The organism is Myxococcus sp. RHSTA-1-4 (genome assembly GCF_020037125.1).
Lineage (GTDB): Bacteria > Myxococcota > Myxococcia > Myxococcales > Myxococcaceae > Myxococcus.
The window spans coordinates 487,516-508,251 of record NZ_JAIQDG010000001.1 but is presented as its reverse complement, the minus strand read 5'-3'; the positions used below and the strand labels follow the sequence as shown (position 1 = coordinate 508,251).

Below are 20,736 nucleotides of genomic sequence, written 5' to 3'. Positions count from 1 at the left end.
AGGCCCAAATCAACGACAGAGCGCGCGGCCTGTCGTGTCACGGGCGGCCCCTCCATCCACCGGGTCCGGTCCGGCACGGTCCGGTGGGACCGGGGGCCGGTTGCTCCCATGCCCCCGTGTGGGACAGGCTTCCTCCAAAGGGCACGACTTGGGGGGCCGCGCCAGCCATGCAATCCGGACGTGGGAGCCACAAGCGCCCGGTCAGCGGGGGTGACATGCCCCCCTCCGAGGCGGTCATCGTGCTGCGCAGTGTCCGCTCCCCCGTGGGCGGCATCCTCGACTTCGAGTGCGTCTCCGCCAACACCTATGCGGAGCGCTGGCTCGGGCGGGAGGAGCGCCCCCTCGTGCGCCAGCGGCTGCTGGACGAGGCCCCGTGGGTGCAGGCGTGCGGCCTGTTCGCCGTGTGTGTCCGGGTGGCGGTGCGCCGCGAGCCGGAGGTGGTCCGGCTGTCGCGCCGCTCTCCCGTGGGCACCGTGTGGCTGCAGGCGCGTGTGTCGCCCTGGGAGGACGGCACCGTCCTCTTCCTGGAGGACCTCACCGAGCGGATGGCCGCCGAGGAGGCCCTGCGCAGGGACCATGACCTGCTGCACACCGTCATCGAGAGCGCCACGGACGCCATCTACGTGAAGGACCTGGATGGGCGCTACGTGCTCATCAACCCCGCCACCGCGCGCGCCTTCAACCGCCCGCCCAGGGAAATCCTCGGGCGCACGGACGCGGAGCTGCTGGGCCCCACCGCCGCCGTGCCCACGCTGGAGCATGACCGCGCGGTGGCGGAGTCCGGGCAGACGGACACCTACGAGGACTCCGAGGGCGGCCCGGGCACCGACTGCATCTGGCAGACGACCAAGGGCGTGCTGCGCCGCGGAGACGGCACCGTCTATGGCCTCTTCGGCATCAGCCGGGACGTCACCGCGCGGCGCCGCCTGGAGCTGGAGCGCGAGGAGGAGGCGCGCTACCAGGAGCGCTTCATCGGCGTGCTGGGGCACGACCTGGGCAACCCGCTGGCCGCGGTGCGTCTGACGGCCGCGGCCCTGCTCGCCCGAGACACGCTGCCGCCGGACGTGCGGCGCGGGGTGGAGCGCATCGACGGGAGCGCGGCACGCATGGCGCGGCTGGTGAAGCAGCTGCTGGACTTCACCCGGGCGCGCATGGCCGGCGGCATTCCCGTGCGCCCGCGCGAGGTGTCGCTGGAGGAGGTGTGCCGCCGCATCATCTCCGAGCTGGAGCCCGCCCACCCGGAGCGCCCCATCCTCCTGGAGGTGGAGGGCGAGTCCCGCGGCGTATGGGACGAGGAGCGGCTGGGGCAGGTGCTGTCCAACCTGCTCGGCAATGCCCTGCAGCACAGCCCGCAGGGGACGGGGGTGCGCGTCAGGCTGTCCGCCGCGGACGCGCACTTCCAGCGCGTGGAGGTGCACAACGGGGGGCCGCCCATCCCCGACTCATTGCGCCCGCGCCTCTTCGCGCCCTTCCACCGCGCGCCGGCCGAGCCCGGGCAGCCGAGGCCCCAGCACCAGGGGCTGGGACTGGGCCTCTACATCGTGTCGCAAATCGTCACCGCCCATGGAGGCTGGGTGGACGTGGCGTCCTCGGTGGACGCCGGCACCCGCTTCTCCGTGACGCTGCCCCGCGTGGCCCGGCCGCCGGGCGCCCTTCCGGGCCGGGGCACCTGAGCCAGGGGCAGGCGGCTTCAGCGGGCGCCGAACTTCAGGCCCGCGCGGACGCGGAGCACGTCTTCCAGCGCGCCCGGGTCCACCAGCTCCAGGGCGGCGGCCTGGGACAGGCCGGAGTAACGGGCGCGGTACTCCTCCTCGTCCTCCTCGTCGTCGTCCTTGCCGCCCTTGTCGTCACCGCCGCCCTTGCCCCCTCCCTTGCCGTCGCCCCGCTGCAGCACGGACAGCGGCTCCGGCCGGGACAGCCCCTTCTCGATGCGGACGGACGACAGGGCGTCCGCGCGCAGCGCGGTGAAGAGGCTGACCATGGACAGGCAGAACACGAGGGCGACGGCGAGGTTCTTCATGGGCGGCTCCGTTTCTCATCCCCCATGACGCGCGGCCTCGCGCGGAAATTCAAGCCGGCTACTTCGCCTTCATTGTGCGGATGTATCCCACCAGTGCGTCAAGCTGCTGGGGGGAGAGCTTGTCCTTGTAGGGCTTCATCTTCCGGTTCCGGGGGGAGCCGTCGGCAATCATCTCCCGGATGTCGGCGTCCGTCTGGGCCTGCTGCCAGGCGGGCTGGCTCATGTCGACGATGGACTCCTTCTGGCCCATCTTCGTCTTCGCCTTGCCGTCGTCCCCATGGCAGGACTTGCACTTCGCCTTCCACACCTCGGCGACGTCCTCCGCGTGGGCGCTCGGGGCCAGGCAGAGGGCCATCATCAGGGCGAACCGCTTCATCATCGTCCGTGTCTCCTCGGGAATCCGGTGGCGTGGGCTCAGGGCGCGCAGCCGGCGGCGGCCGGCTCCTTTTCACAGTCGACCATGCTCGCGGCGCCGGTGAGCGGGTCCACCACCAGCACCCGGGTCGGAGTGTAGGCCGCTTCGCCCTCCCGCTTGCGCCGGATTCTCAGCGTCCCCGCGGCGGGAGCATCGCCCGTGGGGTTGCATGAGGTGGCGCCCGCGGCGGCCACGGGCCGGCCGCTCTCGCCCAACCAGCAGGTGCCCACCAGGGAGGAGACGTCCATCTCCGGCGACAGGGGCACCGCCTCGCCCACGTCGGTGCAGGTGCAGGGCCCACCATCATTGTTGCACGGCGCGTTGAGGCAGGCGGTGAGGGGACACTGGCTTCCCCAGTTGTCCGTGGCCGCGTTCGCGCAGTCCAGCTTCTCCCAGCGCAGGCCGGGCACCTCGACCCCGTTCTCCGTCGTGGTGACCTGTCCAAGCCGCACCGGCTGCCGGGTGAGCCGCGCATTCCGCCGGGCCTCCTGGGCCGCGATGAGGATGGAGCGCTCGGCGGCGCTGGCGCGCTGGTTGCGGATGACGGCCTGGAAGCCGGTGACGCCCAGCCCCAGGAGGATGCCGGCAATCGCCACCGTCGTCATCAGCTCCAGCAGCGTCATTCCCCGTTGTGTCGCTCGCACGTCAGCCCCCTGCGAATCCGAAGTTGCGCGGCGCGACGCGGATGATGAAGTGGCGCCGCTTGTAGCCGTCCATCGGGTTGTTCTCGTCGTCGGCGCCGCCGTCAATCACGCTCTGGCTGTCCGGCCGGTCGGAGCGCGCGGTGATGGCCAGCTCCACCACGCGCACGCGCCGCATCAGCTCGTCGCGGGCGCTGCCCGGGCCATAATCGTTGACCCCCATCACGCCCGCGTCCACCGCCGCGAGGTGCGGCCAGCACGCCGCGTTGGTGCACTGGTCCAGCGCGGGCCGCACGGGAATGGACGTGGGGTCCGGGTAATACACCAGCGCCGCGCCCGGAGTGATTTCGACGCCCAGCCGCACCTGCAGCCGCTCGATTTCGTCGGACAGCGGCTGGTAGCCCTGGGCCCCCAGCGAGCCATCCGGGTCCATCTCCAGGACCGGCTGGCCGCTCTTCCAGTTGACGCGGAAGGCCCGCGCGGACAGCGGCATGAGCAACCCGTCGCTCTCCGGCCGGGCGTCGTCGAACAGGGGCGGAATGGGCGCCGTACCGGAGCAGGGGCTGTTGGCCGCGAAGGCGGCGGCGCCGGGGGCTCCCAGTGTCCAGGAGAGGTTGTTGTTACCGCCGCTGTTGCGCCCGGCCTGGGCGACCCCCACGCACGCGGCCCGCACCTGGGGGTCGGCCACGATAAGGGGCGTGTTCGCCGGAATGCCGGCATCCGAGTCGGGAGGCGCGGGCCGCTCCAGGCACAGCGGACCGTTGTTGTTGCCGCCCATCCGGACGTCGCTGGCGCCGCAGTTGTCCAGGCGCAGCGCGCGGGCAATGTCCGCCTCGAAGATTTCCAGCACGTCCGACTGCATGCCCGCGTAGGTGCCTGTCGGAAGCGCGAAGGTGGGGTCTCCCGAGAAGCCCGCGTCGCTACTCACCGAGACGGCGTAGCGGAGGTTCTCGGGCGCCCCCCCCAGGTACAGCGGCGCGCTGCCGAAGCCCGCCCCGGCCCGCTGCACCGCGGGGCTCAGCAGGTCCCTGGCGGCGCGCCCGGCGTTCTGCGTCTCCATCGTGCGCTCCTCCAGCAGGCCACGCCGTTGGAGGTAGATACCGGCGGACACGGCGCCGGCGATGATGAACAGCGCGATGGTGCTGGCAATCATCATCTCGATGAGGCTGAAGCCTCGGGGAGCGAAGCGGCTTCTCATTGGGCCATCCGGGTCTGCAACGCCACCGCGCGGCGGCCGAGGTCCGCGTCCAGCCAGCTGACGGTGACGCGCACGTTGACGACGCTCGAGAGCGGCTGCCCGGCCACCAGCCGGTTGAGCACGGGCGAGCCGGTCTCCTGTCCCTCGAAAGGAGGGTCCACGTCCACCGCCACCTCGTACCGCAGCCGCTCCGGGTCCCCGGCCCCGGGCGCCACTTCCCGGGGCGTGCCGTTGGAGCTCCACCACACCGTGCGCGTCGTGTCGTCGAGCGCCGCGACGTTGGCGCAGGGCGCGGCGGGGGGCGGCGCGGCGCAGCGCATGGAGACGATGCGCTCCAGCTCCTGCTCCGCGATGAGGCCCGCCTGCGCGTGGATGAGGTTGCGGCGGTTCTGCTTGGAGGACGCGAGGACCACCAGCGATATCCCGAGGATGCCGAACACCACCACCGCCATGGTGGCCATGGCCTCCAGCAGGGTGATGCCGCGGTGGGCCCGCGGCCCCGCTGAGCGACGGTGAGACGTCACGGGATGACTCCCTGGATGTTGCCGCCCGGACGCACGTCCCAGATGATCGTGCGGGAGCGGGTCCCGTTGCCACTGCCGCTCTCGGTGTTGAACGCCTGGCCGGGCCGGTTGTTGGTGATGCCGGTGGTGTTGGCCTGCACGAAGATGCGTCTGTCGAAGGACACCGGCTGCGTGAGGCTGTGGCCCCCCAGCGAGGTGCCGTTGCCGCCGGCCACGCCGCCGCTGACCGCCCCGAAGGCGTAGAGCATTCCGCTCTCGTCCGCGTCCAGGCTGCAGAGGTTGGCGGACGTCCCCACCGCCGTGGCGGTGTAGACGGTGTCGTCATCGCCCAGCGTCACGCCGCCCCACACCACCTGCCGGGGGTCCAGCGGTTGCACCCAGGCCACGCTGCCCTGCGTGCAGGAGGTGTCGGTGAGCGGGTTCGGGTCGTCGAAGGCCATCAGGTGGTAGCGCGGCCGCGCGCCCTGGTCCACCGCCTCCGTGTCGTCATCCGGGTTGTTGCCCGTGCCGAAGAAGATGCGCACGGCGCTGCTCGCGCCGTTGCGGTCCTGCTTCACGGCGATGTTGGAGTAGATGCTCTGGGCCGCGGCGTCCTGCACCAGGTTGTTGCCGTTGGCCGGGTCCCGGGCCTCGCGCGCATTGGCGATGACACACGAGCTGATGACCTTGCCCAGCTTGCTGGCGGCCGAGGACGTGTCCACGTTCCTCAGGTTGACGCGGAAGACGCGGCCGCGGGTGGTGGCCACGTAGACGACGTCGTAGTTGCTGTCGCCGTCCACGTCCACGCTCACCGGCGCGCTGCCAATGCCCTCGCCGACGTCGCCCAGCACCACCACGCCCGCCAGCAGGTTCTTCAGCTTGCTGGTGCCATGGTTGACCTGGATGGGCACGCCCGTCTTCACGTCGATGAGGTAGAGCGTTCCACGCGAGGCCTGGGGCGGCGTGGCCGCGTTGTTGTCGTGGTCATACACCTTCGGCGAGTAGTCGGAGGCGAAGGCCGCCACCCACTTCTTGCCGCCGGCCGTTCCGAAGTCCATGCGCACCAGCACCGGGTTGTGCCGCGAGCCGCCCGTGTCCGGCTTCATGTCGCTGGGGAAGATTCGCTCGAGCGTCTTGCACGCGGAGTCAGTCGCGGTCGGCGAGCACAGAGCGCCCTGGTTCGCTCCGGACTCATAGAACCGGTCACGCTGCACGTCCAGCTCCCACATGATGCCGGGGTAGTTGGTGGTGTCGGCCGGGTTGGTGACGTCCAGCGAGAAGAAGACGCTCTGGGACGGGCCGGTGGCGCTGACGAGGACGGTCTTCGCGCCCTCCCTGGCCCCGGGCGTCGTGTTGAGGACCCAGGGCGTCCCCGACGCGGGGTTGTAGCCGGTGGTCGGCAGGTACTCCGTGCTGTTGCGCAGGTCCACGAAGGCCACCGAGGGGGCGGCGTCCACCGTGGCGCGCCTCGTCTTGTCCTGCGAGCGGATGTAGTTCTCCACGTAGTAGCGCAGCATCTTGCCCGGCAGGTACGCGTAGAGCTCCTCGCCCGTGCCGTAGTCACGCTCCGGTGCACAGCCGGGGGAGACGGCGTGCGCGAAGTAGCCGCGGAACTCCTTGAAGGCGGTGCAGTTGTCGTCCCCGGAGCGCACCTTGCCCAGGGACAGCGCGTGCAGGTAGCCGGTCGTGCTGCCGATGAAGGCCACGGCCTGACGGTTCTGGAGGGTGGGGTGGTTGAGGAAGGTCGCGGCGCGGAACGCATCCTGCTCGGACGAGGGCGCGCGCTTGAGCCAGCTCGGCTCGCTGGCGGGCCCCACGATGGCGGCGGTGGACAGGTTGATGCCGCCCATGGGCCACGTGCGCCGGGTGGGGAGCTGCTCCGCGGGAAGGCCCGCGGGAATGGTGGTGTACTGGTTGTACTCCCAGCCGTAGAGCCAGTTGCGCAGCGTGTTGCGGTCGTTCGCGTTGCACACGCCATCCTGGTTGAGGTCGTAGCGGCCCGCGAGCGAGGGGGCGCACAGGTTCAGCGTCTCGTTGTTGGGCGCCGTCGTGGAGGTCGGGAAGAGCGGGCTGATGTTCAGCGTCTCCCCGGCCAGGGAGGCCACCGTGGCGCGGGCCGGGGTGGCGTTGTTCGGGTTGGTGCTGAGCAGCAGCCGGGTGTCGGGGGTGTCCGTGCGGACGTGGTGGCTGAGCCGCTCACCGCCGTTCCACGTGTCCCAGTTGTCCGCCGCGGTGTTCTCGTGGGCCGGGTTCTCCGGCTCATAGAGCCTGCGCAGGTAGACGTGGCCGCGCTCGCTCACGTCCAGCCGCCGGTCATAGACGCGGTAGGAGGGGTAGAGGACGTTCGGGCTCGCTGGCGCGGGGTTCTCGTACCAGGGTCTGGGCGTGTACCAGGTGCGGCCCGGCGTCTCCGACTGGCCGAAGAGGATGGTGTTCGCGACGGGGAGGATGGAGGCGCGCCCGTACTGCCCGGACTTCTGCGCCTTGTAGGAGACGTTGACGTTCTTGATGATGGGCTGGCAGGACTCGCCCGGGCTCTCGATGATGGCGCGCCAGCAGAGCTGGGAGCCGGTGTAGCCGCGCTCGAGGAAGTCGCTGACGGACCGGGTGATGTCCACCCGCGTGCCCGGCGTCGCCGTGGCCGCCGGGAAGGGCATCGTCACCCAGCCCGGCTCGGGATTGGGCGAGAACGTGGGGGTGGCGGTGCCGCAGTCCGCCGTGCACACCTGGCAGTCCAGCGCCACCTGGTAGGTGATTTTGGGCCGAGGCTGCTCCGTGCCGCCGTCCGGCAGGGGGATGTCGAGGTCGGGGCTGCAGTCGCTCGGCTGGCCATCGATGTTGTTGTACGGCTGGTCGTTGATGGTCATCTCCACCGAGGTGATGGTGTAGTCCAGCGCGATGTCCGGCGAGATGTCGGAGACGATGTCCGACTTGAACGTGCCGTTGTTCTGCTTGTTGATGAGGATGACGATGTCGTTGTACGTGCGGTTGCCGCCCGAGTTCTGGTCTTCCCACCCAAGAATCCAGACGTTCGGGTTGTTGTAGGGCGCTCCCACCAGCGTGTGGGCCGCGCGATACCCGTACGAGCGCACCTGCTGGATGGGCTGGTCCGCCGGGAAGGTGACGTTGCCGTACGTGTCCGACCCGAGCCGGGTGTAGGCCCCAAAGTCGAGCCAGCCGGACTGCAGCGTCTTCTCCGCGACGAGCTCCGTGTCCCCGGGCGGGGAGCCCTCGCCCACCTGGTGCAGGTCCATGTTGAGCAGTGTCTTGGAGAAGAAGACGTTGATGTCGCCGTGCGCCCAGAGGGTGCACTGCACGCGGCCGTCCTCCGGCTTCACCATGAAGCACGAGTCGGTGGCCTGCTCGCCGCCCAGGCGGCCGTAGATCTGCTCCACGTAGGTGACGAGGAAGAAGACGATTTCCCGCTCACCCTGGATGCGGCCCACCTTGACGCGCCGGTCCTCCTCGTTGATGGGGGCCGTGGGGCTCTTGCCGGGGATGAGCCGCCCCTGGGTGTCGAACGCGCTGGCCTTGTAGTCGGGCAGGCCGTCATAGGCGCCTCTCCTGTCCCAGAGGGGGCCCGCCGGCACCTTCACGCCGTTGACGAGCGTGTAGCCCATGCGCGGCTGGAGGCACTCGGCGGTGTCCGAGCCGGGGCAGGAGTTGCCGTCATCGTCCGTGGCATAGAAGACGATGTTGCCCAGGCCCAGGTTGTTGTTCTCCTCGGCGCGGGGCTCCAGCAGGTTGGGGATGTGGGGGAACAGGCCGCGGTCGCTGAAGTAGGTGTCGGTGCGGTTGAAGTCGGGGCCGTTACTGGAGATGTCCAGCGACGTGTCCACGACGCGCATGCCCACCACGCCGCCATTCGGCTTGTCGGGATACCAGTCGTCATCCGGCCAGCGCCGGGGACCTTCATCCGGGTCGTAGCTGGGGTCCGAACCGCACGAGCCCGTGAGGAGGTCCGGCTCGCGGAACTGCGTGGCCGTGCCGCCGTCCGGCTTGGGGTGGGTGAATGTCCTGCTCGGGCAGCGGGGGCCCTCGCTACCGATGTAGGGCCGGTTGGCGTTGAGGTTGTAGAGGTCCTCGTGGAAGTCGGGCACGCCGTTGCCATCGCTGTCGATGAGCACGTCGTCGTTGTTGTTGAGCGGGTCCCGGATGTCCACGTAGCCGCGGTTGACGAGGTCGTCGTAGTAGAACCAGCCCAGGGTGTGGGACGCGCCTTCACCCGCGCGGTCGTCCACGATGAGCGCCTCCAGGTCCTGCTCGAAGGGCAGGACGATGCGCTCGGGGTTCAGCGAGCTGTGGAAGGTGTTGAGGCGCAGCCAGCCTTCCTTCGTCACGTCGATGGCGCTGCGCGCACCCATTTCCTCGGTGAAGTCCGGCTGCTGGTCATCACCGGTGGTGTCGATACAGGGATTGAACGAGGTTCCGCCGTCCTGGGCGGTTGCCGCCAAGGGAATGGCGAAGACCATGGCGGCGATGAGCAGTCTGCAGGTGCGCAGCATGGTGTGTCCTGTGCGGGGGAAAGAGGTGGAAGGGCGGCTAGCAGCCGCCGGTGTTGTCCGCGCCCATGGCGTCTTCGGGGCTGCAGCCGCCGCCGGCACCGGTACCGCTGGTGATGAGCGAGCGGATGATGGCGCGCTGGGGCTGGGTGCCCTGCTGGCCGGTGACCTCACCGACGGACACGAGCCAGACGCGGTTGTTGCTGTCCGCCTTGCGGTCGTTGGAGTCGTCGTCGTCCACGAGGAAGACGCGGTAGCGGACGTTGAGCTGGTCCGGGTAGTCGAGGATGGGGCCATCCGAGCCGTACGTCTCCTGGTTGTTCGTGTTGTGGTCCAGGTCGACGGCGGCGCCCGCGCTCGCCGCCTGCAGCGTGTAGCTCGTCCAGGGGATGACCTCGTACCAGGGCACGGCATTGTCGCTGGGCAGGCCCGTCTCGGTGACGAAGCCGTTCACCCCGCTGCCCGGGCTTCGCAGGTCCCCGAGCTGCTGCATGATGGGGCCGTAGTTCCGCCCGCCCGCGGAGACGAGCATCAGCCGCACCACCTCGCGAGCCTCCGCGAGTCCCGCCTCCGCGGCGAACTGCGCCTCGCGGTTGCGGCGCTCACTTCCCTGGAGCGCGCTCTCCGACGCCACCGCGCGCAGCGAGACGACCACCGCCGCGGCGATGAAGGCGATGATGCCAATCGCCATCAGCAGCGCGAAGCCGCGCCGGCCGCGCCGGCGCGCGAGCGACCTCATCTTGGGCGGGGAACGGTTCACCGACAGGCTCCTTGCCAGGCAGGCAACGGGAAGGGCGTGGCGTCCGTCCAACAGCAATCTCCGGGCCTGCCCGGAAGTCGCGCGCACTCCAGTCCTTTCAGCCCTTTGGGCTCACCCCCGGGTTGCAATTGACACATGTTGTCCTGACAACCTTTTGCGAGGTCCGCAAAAGTTGCGAGGCAGGGTGGGCGGCTTGTGGCCAATGCAACTGGATTCTCAAAAACTGTTGGTGGATGAAATCGCTGGAAGAGTAGAAAAAGCGGGGCACCTCAAGCGCCGGGGCGGGGCCAGAAGGGCACGTCACGGCCGGGCGGGGTGAGCCACACCGACTGGAGGAAGCGCACGGCGTTGCGGTCCGCCTCGTCGTGCTCGGTGGTGAGGGCGTGGGCCGTGGCGATGAGCCCCAGCGTGGCGAGCCCGGCGCCGAGGGCCATGGGGGCCGGCCACCGCCGCCCGGGGGCTCGCGCCACCTCGCGGTACACCCACGCGGCCACGGCCAGCAGCACGGCCAGCAGCAGCGCGCCCGCGGCCGGCTGGGGCAGGCCGAGGAAGGACAGCACGCCGGGCGGGAAGAAGCCGGCGCCCACGAGCGGCAGCGCCAGTCCACCCACGGCGTTGGAGACGTCGTCGGGGATGTAGTTGACGAAGGTGGCCACGCCCGTGGTGGCGATGGAGGCCGCGCACAGCATGGCGGCCGCGCCCGTGGCCCACGGCCGTCCGCTGGCGCGCGGTGACTCCAGCCACAGGCCCGCGGGCAGCAGGAGGAAGGGCACCAGCCCCGTCAGGTGGCGCGGCCCCGTCGTCCAGCCCCACGAGTCATAGGAGAAGGACGAGGTGAAGTACGTGTAGCCGGCCACGAGCGCCACCGTCATCCACGCGGCCGCGCGCTCTTCCGGCGTGGTGTCGCCGCGCCGGTACTTCAGCCGCGCCAGGCCCGGCAGCGCCAGCAGGAGGAAGGGAGACAGGGTGAACAGCCCACGCAGCGGGGAGAAGAAGGAGAGGGCGAAGGCGCGCGGGTCCGGCGTGCGGATGCCGAGGAAGCCGCCCAGGTGCCACGGCTGGTAGGCCGCGTCGTTGAGGTGCTTGTAGCCCGTGGTCAGCGGGTGGCCGAAGGCGGCGTCGTGGTAGAGCGCCAGCGCCACCACGAAGGGCAGCGCGCCCAGCGTGGCCAGGCCCGCGGCCCGGCCCAGGCGCCGCCAGCGCTCGCGTGCGGGGGCCTGCTGGAACAGGAGCGTGAGCGCCGCGTACAGCACCAGCCCGAGCACGCCCAGCGCGCCGGTGTACTCGGCGGCCACGGTGGCTCCAGCGCAGGCGCCCGCCACCAGGTAGCCCCGCTCGCGCCACTCGCCGCGCGCGCACCGCCACAGCGCGTAGAAGCCGGCGAAGAGCAGCACCGCCGTCGTCTGGTGGCTCATGAAGAGCAGCGAGTAGCTGAAGGCCAGCGAGCCCAGCCCGTACGTCACCGTGAGGGCGTCCGCCACGGGCGGTGCCAGGTGCGCGCGCAGGTAGCGGCGCACGAGCCACAGCATGAAGAGCGTGGGCAGCACGGTGAGGAACAGGCGCGAGAAGAAGACGAGCGGCACCTCGGGCACGGCGTAGCGGTGGCCTCCGCCGAGCGCGCGCAGGGTGGCGTACAGCGGCACGGCGGCGAACGACAGCAGCGGCGCCTTGCTGGGGTAGTACTTCCCGTCCTTCACGGACAAATCACCCACGTAGCCGTAGTCGCGCAGCGCGCCGTTGATGTCGAGCGTGCCGTACTCCACCAGCGCGCGCGTCTGCCACAGCCGGCACAGCTCGTTGGGCGAGCGCAGGCCCGGGTGGTACGGGAACAGCAACACGTACAGCGCCACCAGCGCGGCCCACACGGCGCCGCGGGCCGGACTCACGCGTCGCCTCCGGTGGCGCGGGCCACGGCGAAGAGGCTCATTCCCACGGGCAGCTTCACGTGGGACTCGGCCTGGGCGAGGAGGGGCGCCAGCGTGTCGTAGAGCTTGAGCTGCAGCTTCGGCACCGCGCGGCGGCGCAGCAGGCGGCTGTTGACGAACCAGCCCGGCATGCCCACCAGGTTCATCCACTCCAGCTTCTCCACCGCGAAGCCGTTCTCCTCCAGCACGGCGCGCAGGGAGGCGGGCGTGTAGCGGCGGTGGTGGCCCACGGCCTCGTCGATGGCGCCGAAGAGCTGGGGCAGCGCCGGCACCAGGATGACCACCCGGCCGCCGGGGGACAGAATCTGCCGGAAGCGGCGCACCGCCGAGGCGTCGTCGGGGATGTGCTCCAGCACGTTGGACAGGACGATGGTGTCCAGCCGCTCCTTCTTGAGCGACTCCCAGTCCGCCAGCGCCACGTCGGACAGGTAGGGCCGGACGTGGGGCTTGCCGCGGAAGAGGTTCTTCAGGCGGTCCACGTAGAAGCGGTCCACCTCCAGCGCCACGAGCAGCTCCAGGCCGGGCTCCAGCTCGCGTGTAATCGTGCCGATGCCGGCGCCAATCTCCAGCACGCGGCGGCCCAGGTGCTCGCGGAAGCGGCGGGCCAGCCACTGGTTGTAGTGGGTGGCGCCGTCCATGCGCTCCAGGGTGGTGTAGCCCTCGTGCTGGTTGTCCGCGTCGTCGCGCACGGTGGCGTAGCGCAGGAGGGTGCGCAGCCGGGACAGGTGCGCGGCGCGGGGGCGGCGGGGCACCTCCGGCGTGGGGGGCAGGGGCACCTCGGTGAGGCGGAAGAGCTGCGCGGCCAGCTTCACCACCAGCTCCGCGTCCACCGCGTCGTCGTCGCTGGTGAGGGTGACGGAGCGCAGCGCCTCCGTGCGGAAGGCGCGCAGGCCGGTGAGCGGGTCCGCCAGCGCCACGTCGGTGACGAAGCGGGTGAAGTGCCCCAGGGCGCGGTCCGCCAGCAGCTCCGGCGCCAGGCCCTGGGCGAGGCCCTGGAAGCTGCGGCGGCCGAACACGGCGTCCGCGGTGTCCGCGCGGATGGGCTTCACCAGCGCGTCGTACACGTCCGGAGACCAGGCCGTGTCGGGGTCGTGCAGCACCGTCACCGCGCCCGTCACCTTGTCCAGCGCCGCGCGGATGGCCGCCCCCTTGCCCCCCGGCGCGGCGACCACGTGCAGGCCGGGGCCGGGGGCCACCTCCACGGGGCCCTCTCCGGCGAGTACCACCTCGGCGCTTCGGGACAGCTCCCGGGCGAAGCGGGAGGCGGCGGCGGCGGTGCTGGGGGCGTAGGGCAGGACGAAGGAGAGCGCGCGAGTCACGCGGCGCTGACTAGCACAGCCCGCCGGGCCGCGCGCGTCCGCGGCTTCTCGGGCCTTCAAGATGAAAGGATGAGGGGCATCCAGGCGGCGGCGGAACGATGGACAACCCCGCGTGGAAACGGCACGCTCGACCGCTGATTTCGGGTGTGGGTGAAGGTCGGGGCGGCAAGCCTCCGGGCCGGGGCCGCGCCAGGGGAAACCCAGGAGAGACGAGACGTGGACGGAACCATGTTCGACCCGGCCGGCGGTGCCGGCGGCCTGACTCCCGCGGGCATGATGCAGCACGTGCGCGCGCTGTGGCGGCGCAAATGGGTCGTGCTCGGCGCGGCGGTGGTGGTGGCGGCGCTGACGGCCGTCCACACGCTGCGCCAGCCCAAGGTCTACTCCGCCAGCACCTCGCTCATCATCGACGTGATGGCGCCGCGCTTCCTCGACGGGGACGTCAAGGAGGTCATGGGCGAGGAGCGCAGCAACTACTGGTTCAACAAGGAGTACTACGCCACCCAGAGCGAAATCATCACCTCGCGCGCGGTGGCCAGCCGGGTGGTGGACAAGCTGGGCCTGGCGACGGACGCGGACTTCCTGGGCCTGGCGCACATCCAGGACGAGAAGGCGCGCGTGCAGGCCATGCAGTCCGCGGACGCGGTGGGCGCGCTCCAGTCGCGCATCCGCGTCATCCCCGCGAAGGACTCGCGGGTGATGGACATCGCGGTGGACGACCTGGACCCCAAGCGCGCGGCGCTCCTGGCCAACGAGGTGGCCTCCGCGTACATGGCGGAGAACCTGGCCCTCAAGCTGCGGATGACGGAGGACGCGCGCTCGTGGCTGGAGGGCCGCCTGGCGGACCTGGAGTCCACGTCCAAGTCCAGCGAGCTGGCCGTCTACGACTTCAAGAAGGACGCGGACATGCTGTCCACGTCGCTGGAGTCGCGGATGAGCATCGTCAGCGAGCGCATCAACACGTACAACCTCAAGCTGACCGAGGTGCGCATCCAGATCGCCGCCCAGCAGGCGCGCGTGGAGGCCATCAACAAGCTGCGCAAGTCCGCGCCGGAGGATGAGACGTGGGCGGAGGCGCTCACCGGCATGAACGAGGGCCCCATCCAGGACCTGCGCCGCAGCTACACGGAGCTGCGCGTGGCCTGCGCGGAGCTGGCGGAGCGCTACCTTCCCGAGCACCCGAAGCTCCTGGAGTGCAACCGCAAGCTGTCGGTGGTGCGCGAGGACTTCCTCAAGAGCCTCAACAACGTGGTGCGCGCGGCGGAGACGGGGCTGGCGGAGTCGGTGGCGCAGGAGAAGAACCTGGTGCGCCTGCTGGACGCGGCGAAGCAGGAGGCCTTCGCGGTGAACAAGAAGTCCATCGAGTTCGACCGGCTCAAGCGCGAGTCGGACAACAACCAGCGCCTCTACGAGCTGGTGGCCCGGCGCCTCAAGGACATCGAGCTGTCGGGCCTCCTGCGCACCAGCAACGTGCGCGTGCTGGACCCGGCCCGGCCCATCTTCGTGCCGGTGAAGCCCCACGTGCGCCGCGACCTCATGGTGGGCCTGGTGCTGGGGCTCGTGGCGGGCCTGGGCATCGCGTTCCTGCTGGAGCTGCTGGAGAACAGCGTGGCCACGCAGGCGGACGTGGAGGAGCGGCTGGGCCTCGCGTTCCTGGGCGTGGTGCCGCGCATCGAGGGCGCCCGTGCGCCGCGAGACAGGGATTTGCACGTGCACCGCGAGCCCAAGTCGACGGTGGCGGAGTGCACGCGCGCCATCCGGACCAACCTCCTCTTCATGTCGCCGGACAAGCCCTTCAAGACGCTGGTGGTGACGTCCAGCGGCCCGCAGGAGGGCAAGTCCACCACGTGCATCAACCTGGGCGTGGCCATGGCGCAGAGTGGCAACCGGGTGCTGCTGCTGGACACGGACATGCGCCGGCCCCGGCTGCACCGCGCCTTCGGCGTGCCCAATGAAATGGGCATCTCCTCGCTGGTGGTGGGCGAGGGCACGCTGGAGAAGGCGGTGAAGAGCACGGAGGTGCCCGGCCTCTTCGTGCTGCCGTGCGGCCCGCTGCCTCCCAACCCGGCGGAGCTGCTGCACACCCAGGCCTTCGCGGACCTGCTCAAGTCCGTGTCCGAGCGCTTCGACCGCGTCATCCTGGACAGCCCGCCCATCAACGCGGTGGCGGACTCGGCGGTGCTGGCCACGCAGTGTGACGGCGTGGTGCTGGTGCTGAAGGCGGGCAAGACGAACCGCGAGTCCGCGAAGCGCGCGCTGCGCTCGCTGGCGGACGTGCAGGCGCGCATGTACGGCGCCGTCCTCAACGACGTGGACCTCAAGGCGCCGCGCTACGGGGACTCGTACCTGGCCTATCAGGGCTACGGGCAGTACGCCGAGGACTCCAAGGACGGGGTGGCCCAGTCGTGAGCGTGCCGCTGGCGGGCGCGGGCCTGAGGGTGCTGCACCTGGGCAAGTTCTATCCGCCGGCCTCCGGCGGCATGGAGGCCCACGTCCAGACGCTGGCGAGGGCCCAGGCGGAGCTGGGCGCGCAGGTGGAGGTGGTGTGCGCCAACCACTCGGTGGACGGCGCGGGCACCAGCCACGAGTTCCACGGCAAGAGCCCCACGCGCGAGGATTGGGACGGGCCGGTGCGCGTGGTGCGCCTGGGCCGCGCCGCCTCGGTGGCGCGCATGGACGTGATGCCGGACCTGCCGCGCGTGCTGCGGCGCGCGCTGGCGCGGGGCGTGGACGTGCTGCACCTGCACACGCCCAATCCCTCCATGCTGCTGGCACTGGACGTGGTGCCCCGGCTGCCGCCCGTCTTCGTCACCCACCACAGCGACGTCATCCGGCAGCGGGTGGCGGGCGCGCTCTTCCGCCCCTTCGAGGCGCTGCTGTACGCGCGCGCCCTGCGGGTGCTGGCCACGAGTGAAGCCTACGTGCCGGGCTCGCCGCTGCTGCGCGCCTTCCGGAGCAAGGTGCGCGCGCTGCCGCTGGGCATCGACCTGTCGCCGTACCTTCAGCCCTCGCCCGAGGCCCTGCGCGCGGAGGCGCACTGGCGCGCGGAGGCCGCGGGCGCGCCGCTGTGGCTGATGGTGGGGCGGCTCGTCTACTACAAGGGCCTGTTCACCGCGCTGGAGGCGCTGGCGCGGGTGCCGGGCCGGCTGGTGGTGGTGGGCCAGGGGCCGCTGGAGGCGCAGGGCCGGGAGCGTGCGCGGGCGCTGGGCGTGGAGGGCCGGGTGACGTGGGCGGGCTACCTGCCGCCGGACGCGCTCGCCGGCGCGTACCGCGCGGCCACCGCGCTCTGGTTCCCCAGCAACGCGCGCAGCGAGGCGTATGGCCTGTCGCAGGTGGAGGCGATGGCCAGCGGGCTGCCCGTGCTCAACACCGCCATTCCCCACTCGGGCGTGCCGTGGGTGAGCCGCCACGAGGAGACGGGGTTGACGGTGCCGGTGGGTGACGCGGCGGCGCTCGCCGTCGCCGCGCGGCGGCTGGTGGATGAGCCGGCGCTGGCGAAGCGGCTGGGCCAGATGGCGCGGGAGCGGGCGGTGGCCGAGTTCCGTCACGAGGTCATGGCCGCGCGCAGCCTCACGCTGTACGCCGAGGCCCTGGGACGTCCCGTGCCCACGGCCGACAGCGCGCCCCAGGTCGCGCCGCGCGCCGCGGCGGGAGGGGTGTGAGGCCTTTCATGCGAGTGCTGCACATCTACAGCGGCAACCTCTACGGCGGCATCGAGACGTTCCTGCACACGATGGCACGGGAGCAGGGACGCCAGCCCGGGCTGACCCACGCGTTCGCGCTCTGCTTCGAGGGCCGGCTGGCCCGCGAGCTGCGCGAGGCCGGAGCCGAGCTGCACCTGCTGGGCGAGACGCGCGTGGGCCGTCCGTGGACGGTGTGGCGCGCGCGGCAGGCGCTGAGGGAGTTGCTCCGGCGCGAGCGCTACGACGCCGTCATCTGCCACGCCATCTGGCCGCAGTCTCTCTTCGGCCCGGTGGTGCGCGCGGCCGGCGTCCCGCTCGTCTTCTACCAGCATGACGCGCTCAACGGCCGGCACTGGCTGGAGCGGTGGGCCCGCGTCACCGAGCCGGACCTCGTCATCACCAACAGCCGCTACTCGGCGGGGACGCTGGCCTCCGTCTACCCGCGCGCGCGGTGGAAGCTGGCGTACTACCCGGTGCTCGCGCCCCGGCGGGCGGACTCGAGGGACGGCGGGCGAGCGCGGCTTCGCGCGGAGCTGGGCGCGGGCGAGGGGGACGTCGTCATCGTCCAGACCAGCCGCATGCAGGAGTGGAAGGGCCAGCGGCTGCTGCTGGAGGCGCTCGGGCGGCTGCGCCAGGTGCCGGGCTGGCGGGCCTGGATTGCCGGTGGCGCGCAGCGGCCGGAGGAGGAGGCCTACCTCGAGGGACTCGAGGCCCAGGCCGCGGGCCTGGGGTTGACGGAGCGGGTGCGCTTCCTCGGGCAGCGCTCGGACGTGCCGCGCCTGCTGGAGGCCGCGGACATCCACTGCCAGCCCAACATGGGGCCGGAGCCGTTCGGCATCGCCTTCGTGGAGGCCTTGCAGGCCGGGTTGCCGGTGGTGACCACGGCCATGGGCGGGCCGCTGGAAATCGTGGACGCGACGTGCGGTGTGCTCGTGCCCCCGGAGCCGGCGCCCCTGGCCGAGGCGCTGCGCCAGCTCATCGAGGACCCCGGCGCGCGCGAGCGGCTGGGCGCCGGGGGGCCGGCCCGCGCCGCGAAGCTGTGTGAGCCGTCCGTCTACCTGCGCGCGCTGGACGAGGCCCTGCGCGACGTGACTCCCGGGGAGTCGCGCGCGTCATGAGGGGGCCGCGTCTTCCGAGCGCGCCCGGTATGGCGAGGCCTCAGCTCCAGGGCCCGGGTGTGCTGCGGCGCCGCTACGTGCGCCGGGCGCGGGGTGCTCCGCTGGAGGCCGTGCCCCTCGACGCCCCGAGGCCGGTGACGCCGGCGGAGGTCCCCGGCGCGGTGGCCGCTCCCGAGGCCGCTCCCGCCAGCGCCGGCGCCATGGGACGGCTGCTCGCGTCGGGGCGGGTGGTGCCGCTGTTCGTCCTGATGCTCATCGTCTGCCAGCTCGCGCTGCTGGTGCCGGCGCTGTCGCCCCTGCGCGTGGTGGTGCGCATCCTGGCGTTCGGCGTCAGCCTGCTGATGCTGGTGCTGGTGCGCGGGCGGAGCCTGAAGCACCCGGCGCTGCCCTTCATCCTGGGCGCCCTGGGTGTCACCGCGCTCGGCTTCTTCAACCCCGGCACGTCCAGCGCGCTGGCGGGGCTGGTGCAGCTCGGCATCCAGCTCTCCATCGTCGCGCCGCTGCTGTGGGTGACGCGGCTGCCGATGGACGCGAAGACGTTCCGCCGCACGCTGGCGCTGCTCTTCCTCTTCAACGTGGCGAGCGCGGGCGTGGGCGTGCTCCAGGTCTACTTCCCCGGCCGCTTCCAGCCGCCCGTGTCGGCCGTGGTGCAGAGCCTGGGCGAGGGCTACCTGCGCAGCCTCGAGTTCGAGACGAGCAGCGGCGAGCGCGTGTTCCGTCCCATGGGGCTGACGGACACGCCGGGTGGCGCGGCCACGGGTGGCTTCTACGCCGTGCTGCTGGGGGGCGGCTTCCTGCTGTCGTCCCGGCGCGGGCTGGTGCGCTTCGTGAGCGTGGGCGGCATCCTGATGGGGCTGCTGTGCCTCTACCTGTGCCAGGTGCGCGCCACCTTCGTCATGCTGGGCGTGTGCCTGCTGGCCATGGCGGGGGTGCTCGCGCTGAGCGGCCGGCTGGTGCGGCTCCTGACGCTGCTGGCCGTGGTGGGCGGCGGCGCGGTGTCCGCCTTCGGCTGGGCGGTGGCGGTGGGCGGGGACGCGGTGCTGTCGCGGTGGGCCAGCCTCCTCGAAGGCCGGCCCGAGGACGTCTATCGGAACAACCGCGGCTACTTCCTGGAGGGCACCTTCGAGCACGTGCTGCCGCTGTATCCGCTGGGCGCGGGCCTGGGCCGCTACGGCATGGCCAATGCCTACTTCGGCGACAACAGCGACCCGGAGCGCCCGGCCCTGTGGGCGGAAATCCAGTGGACGGCCTGGGTGTACGACGGCGGCATCCTGACGCTGGTGCTCTACCCGCTGGGCCTGCTGGCCACGCTGTGGTGGGTGTTCCGCATCGCCCGGAGGAAGGATGACTCGGAGGGCGAGTTCTGGCTGTGGGGCAGCGTCATCTTCGCGTACAACCTGGGCGCGCTGGCACTGACCTTCAGCTATTCGTTCTTCATGAGCCAGATGGGCATGGAGTTCTGGCTGCTCAACGCGGCGCTCTTCGGCGCCATGGCACATGCGAAGACCCTACACGCTCATCGCCGGTGATTTCGTCGCCACCGGTGGCATGGACCGGGCCAACCTGGCGCTGGCGCTCTGGCTGGCGAAGCAGGGCGGCCCCGTGCGGCTGGTGGCGCACCGGGTGGCGGACGAGCTGCTCGGCTACTCCAACGTTCGCTTCGTGCGCGTGCCCAAGCCGGGCAACGCGTACATGCTGGGTGAGCCGCTGCTGGACGCGGTGGGGCGCGCGTGGGCGCTGCGCACGCGGGCCGAGGGCGGGCGCGTGCTGGCCAACGGCGGCAACTGCCCGGTGCCCGCGGCCAACTGGGTGCACTACGTCCACGGGGCCTATGTCTCCGAGCCCGTGGGCGGCGCGCTGCGCAGGCTCAAGGGCCGGATGAGCCACCAGCTCTATCTCCGGGGGGAGCGGCAGGCGCTGCGGCGGGCGCGTGTCATCATCGCCAACTCGGAGCGCACGCGGGCGGACCTGGTGGCGGCCACCGGCGTGCCCGAGTCGCGGGTGCGCGTCATCTACTACGGCTCCGACCCGGAGCGCTTCAAGCCGGCCTCGCCCGAGGAGCGGCGCGCGGCGCGGGCGGCGCTGGGCTGGCCGGAGTCGCGGCGGGTGGCGCTCTTCGTGGGCGCGCTGGGAGACAGGCGCAAGGGGTTCGACACGCTCTTCCACGCGTGGGCGCGGCTGTGCGCGCGTGGCGACTGGGGCGTGGACCTCAAGGTGGTGGGCGTGGGGGCGCAGCGCGAGGCCTGGGAGCGCGAGGCGGCGGCGAAGGGGCTGGGCGAGCGCATCCAGTTCCTCGGCTTCCGCAAGGACGTGCCGGCGCTGCTGTCCGCGGCGGACCTGCTGGTGGCACCCACGCGTTACGAGGCCTACGGCCTGGGCGTGCACGAGGCCCTGTGCGCGGGGCTGCCCGCGCTGGTGAGCCGCACGGCGGGCGTGGCGGAGCGTTACCCGGCCGCGCTGCACGGGCTGCTGCTGGATGACCCGGACGACGTGGACGGGCTGGTGCGGCGGCTGGAGGCGTGGCGGGAGCACGAGGCCGCATGGGCCCCGCACGTGGCCGCGCTGTCCGCGTCGCTGCGGGCGCAGACGTGGGACGGCATGGCCTCGGCCATCGTGGACGTGCTGGAGCGCGAGGGCTGAGGGGCCTCGCGG

The 20,736-nt window shown here is 71.6% G+C and carries 15 protein-coding genes; 6 read left to right on the top strand and 9 right to left on the bottom strand.

What is annotated here, in order from left to right:
- Positions 1 to 215: 215 nt before the first annotated feature.
- Complete coding sequence (locus tag K8638_RS02115; RefSeq protein WP_223752681.1) at positions 216 to 1,673, top strand: PAS domain-containing sensor histidine kinase; 1,458 nt, start codon at positions 216 to 218, stop codon at positions 1,671 to 1,673.
- Between the two features lie 17 nt (positions 1,674 to 1,690).
- Here K8638_RS02115 and K8638_RS02110 read toward each other — a convergent pair whose 3' ends face one another.
- The 9 genes from K8638_RS02110 to K8638_RS02070 all read right to left on the bottom strand — a co-directional run bounded on the left by K8638_RS02110 (position 1,691) and on the right by K8638_RS02070 (position 13,283).
- A complete protein-coding gene (locus K8638_RS02110; protein WP_223752680.1) occupies positions 1,691 to 2,020 on the bottom strand; it encodes a hypothetical protein in 330 nt (109 codons plus the stop codon).
- A gap of 58 nt (positions 2,021 to 2,078) precedes the next feature.
- Positions 2,079 to 2,399, bottom strand: coding sequence for a c-type cytochrome (locus tag K8638_RS02105; RefSeq protein ID WP_223752679.1), 321 nt, complete (start codon positions 2,397 to 2,399; stop codon positions 2,079 to 2,081).
- A 35-nt stretch (positions 2,400 to 2,434) separates the two neighbouring features.
- Positions 2,435 to 3,079 carry a prepilin-type N-terminal cleavage/methylation domain-containing protein gene (locus tag K8638_RS02100; protein WP_223752678.1) on the bottom strand — a complete coding sequence of 215 codons (645 nt, stop codon included), beginning with the start codon at positions 3,077 to 3,079 and terminating at the stop codon, positions 2,435 to 2,437.
- Between the two features lies 1 nt (position 3,080).
- On the bottom strand, positions 3,081 to 4,274 hold the full coding sequence (locus K8638_RS02095; protein WP_223752677.1) for a PilW family protein: 1,194 nt from the start codon (positions 4,272 to 4,274) through the stop codon (positions 3,081 to 3,083).
- Positions 4,271 to 4,798, bottom strand: a complete 528-nt coding sequence (locus K8638_RS02090; protein ID WP_223752676.1) for a hypothetical protein — start codon at positions 4,796 to 4,798, stop codon at positions 4,271 to 4,273. Before K8638_RS02090 ends, K8638_RS02095 begins: the two co-directional genes overlap by 4 nt.
- The gene (locus K8638_RS02085) at positions 4,795 to 9,282 is read right to left on the bottom strand and encodes a pilus assembly protein PilY (protein WP_223752675.1); all 4,488 of its coding nucleotides are present in this window, start codon (positions 9,280 to 9,282) and stop codon (positions 4,795 to 4,797) included. Before K8638_RS02085 ends, K8638_RS02090 begins: the two co-directional genes overlap by 4 nt.
- A gap of 37 nt (positions 9,283 to 9,319) precedes the next feature.
- Complete coding sequence (locus K8638_RS02080) at positions 9,320 to 10,039, bottom strand: hypothetical protein (RefSeq protein ID WP_223752674.1); 720 nt, start codon at positions 10,037 to 10,039, stop codon at positions 9,320 to 9,322.
- Between the two features lie 269 nt (positions 10,040 to 10,308).
- Positions 10,309 to 11,925 (bottom strand): hypothetical protein, encoded by a 1,617-nt coding sequence (locus K8638_RS02075; RefSeq protein ID WP_223752673.1) that lies wholly within the window; start codon positions 11,923 to 11,925, stop codon positions 10,309 to 10,311.
- On the bottom strand, positions 11,922 to 13,283 hold the full coding sequence (locus K8638_RS02070; protein WP_223752672.1) for a bifunctional glycosyltransferase/class I SAM-dependent methyltransferase: 1,362 nt from the start codon (positions 13,281 to 13,283) through the stop codon (positions 11,922 to 11,924). The genes K8638_RS02075 and K8638_RS02070 overlap by 4 nt, the downstream gene beginning before the upstream one ends.
- 216 nt (positions 13,284 to 13,499) lie before the next feature.
- Between K8638_RS02070 and K8638_RS02065 the strand changes: the two genes are divergently transcribed.
- The 5 genes from K8638_RS02065 to K8638_RS02045 are packed head-to-tail and all read left to right on the top strand — an operon-like array spanning position 13,500 to position 20,724.
- Positions 13,500 to 15,692 carry a polysaccharide biosynthesis tyrosine autokinase gene (locus K8638_RS02065; protein ID WP_223752671.1) on the top strand — a complete coding sequence of 731 codons (2,193 nt, stop codon included), beginning with the start codon at positions 13,500 to 13,502 and terminating at the stop codon, positions 15,690 to 15,692.
- Positions 15,689 to 16,945 carry a glycosyltransferase gene (locus tag K8638_RS02060; RefSeq protein WP_223752670.1) on the top strand — a complete coding sequence of 419 codons (1,257 nt, stop codon included), beginning with the start codon at positions 15,689 to 15,691 and terminating at the stop codon, positions 16,943 to 16,945. Before K8638_RS02065 ends, K8638_RS02060 begins: the two co-directional genes overlap by 4 nt.
- An 8-nt stretch (positions 16,946 to 16,953) precedes the next feature.
- Positions 16,954 to 18,084 (top strand): glycosyltransferase, encoded by a 1,131-nt coding sequence (locus tag K8638_RS02055; RefSeq protein ID WP_223752669.1) that lies wholly within the window; start codon positions 16,954 to 16,956, stop codon positions 18,082 to 18,084.
- 29 nt (positions 18,085 to 18,113) lie between these two features.
- Positions 18,114 to 19,613 carry a hypothetical protein gene (locus tag K8638_RS02050; RefSeq protein ID WP_223752668.1) on the top strand — a complete coding sequence of 500 codons (1,500 nt, stop codon included), beginning with the start codon at positions 18,114 to 18,116 and terminating at the stop codon, positions 19,611 to 19,613.
- A complete protein-coding gene (locus tag K8638_RS02045) occupies positions 19,582 to 20,724 on the top strand; it encodes a glycosyltransferase family 4 protein (protein WP_223752667.1) in 1,143 nt (380 codons plus the stop codon). The genes K8638_RS02050 and K8638_RS02045 overlap by 32 nt, the downstream gene beginning before the upstream one ends.
- Positions 20,725 to 20,736 lie beyond the last annotated feature (12 nt).

Excerpts from the sequence above, each read along its gene's own strand:
- K8638_RS02095 (WP_223752677.1), bottom strand. The coding sequence starts at position 4,274 with ATGAGAAGCCGCTTCGCTCCCCGAGGCTTCAGCCTCATCGAGATGATG.
- K8638_RS02050 (WP_223752668.1), top strand. The coding sequence starts at position 18,114 with ATGGCGAGGCCTCAGCTCCAGGGCCCGGGTGTGCTGCGGCGCCGCTAC.
- K8638_RS02105 (WP_223752679.1), bottom strand. The coding sequence starts at position 2,399 with ATGATGAAGCGGTTCGCCCTGATGATGGCCCTCTGCCTGGCCCCGAGC.
- K8638_RS02045 (WP_223752667.1), top strand. The coding sequence starts at position 19,582 with ATGCGAAGACCCTACACGCTCATCGCCGGTGATTTCGTCGCCACCGGT.
- K8638_RS02055 (WP_223752669.1), top strand. The coding sequence starts at position 16,954 with ATGCGAGTGCTGCACATCTACAGCGGCAACCTCTACGGCGGCATCGAG.
- K8638_RS02115 (WP_223752681.1), top strand. The coding sequence starts at position 216 with ATGCCCCCCTCCGAGGCGGTCATCGTGCTGCGCAGTGTCCGCTCCCCC.
- K8638_RS02110 (WP_223752680.1), bottom strand. The coding sequence starts at position 2,020 with ATGAAGAACCTCGCCGTCGCCCTCGTGTTCTGCCTGTCCATGGTCAGC.
- K8638_RS02085 (WP_223752675.1), bottom strand. The coding sequence starts at position 9,282 with ATGCTGCGCACCTGCAGACTGCTCATCGCCGCCATGGTCTTCGCCATT.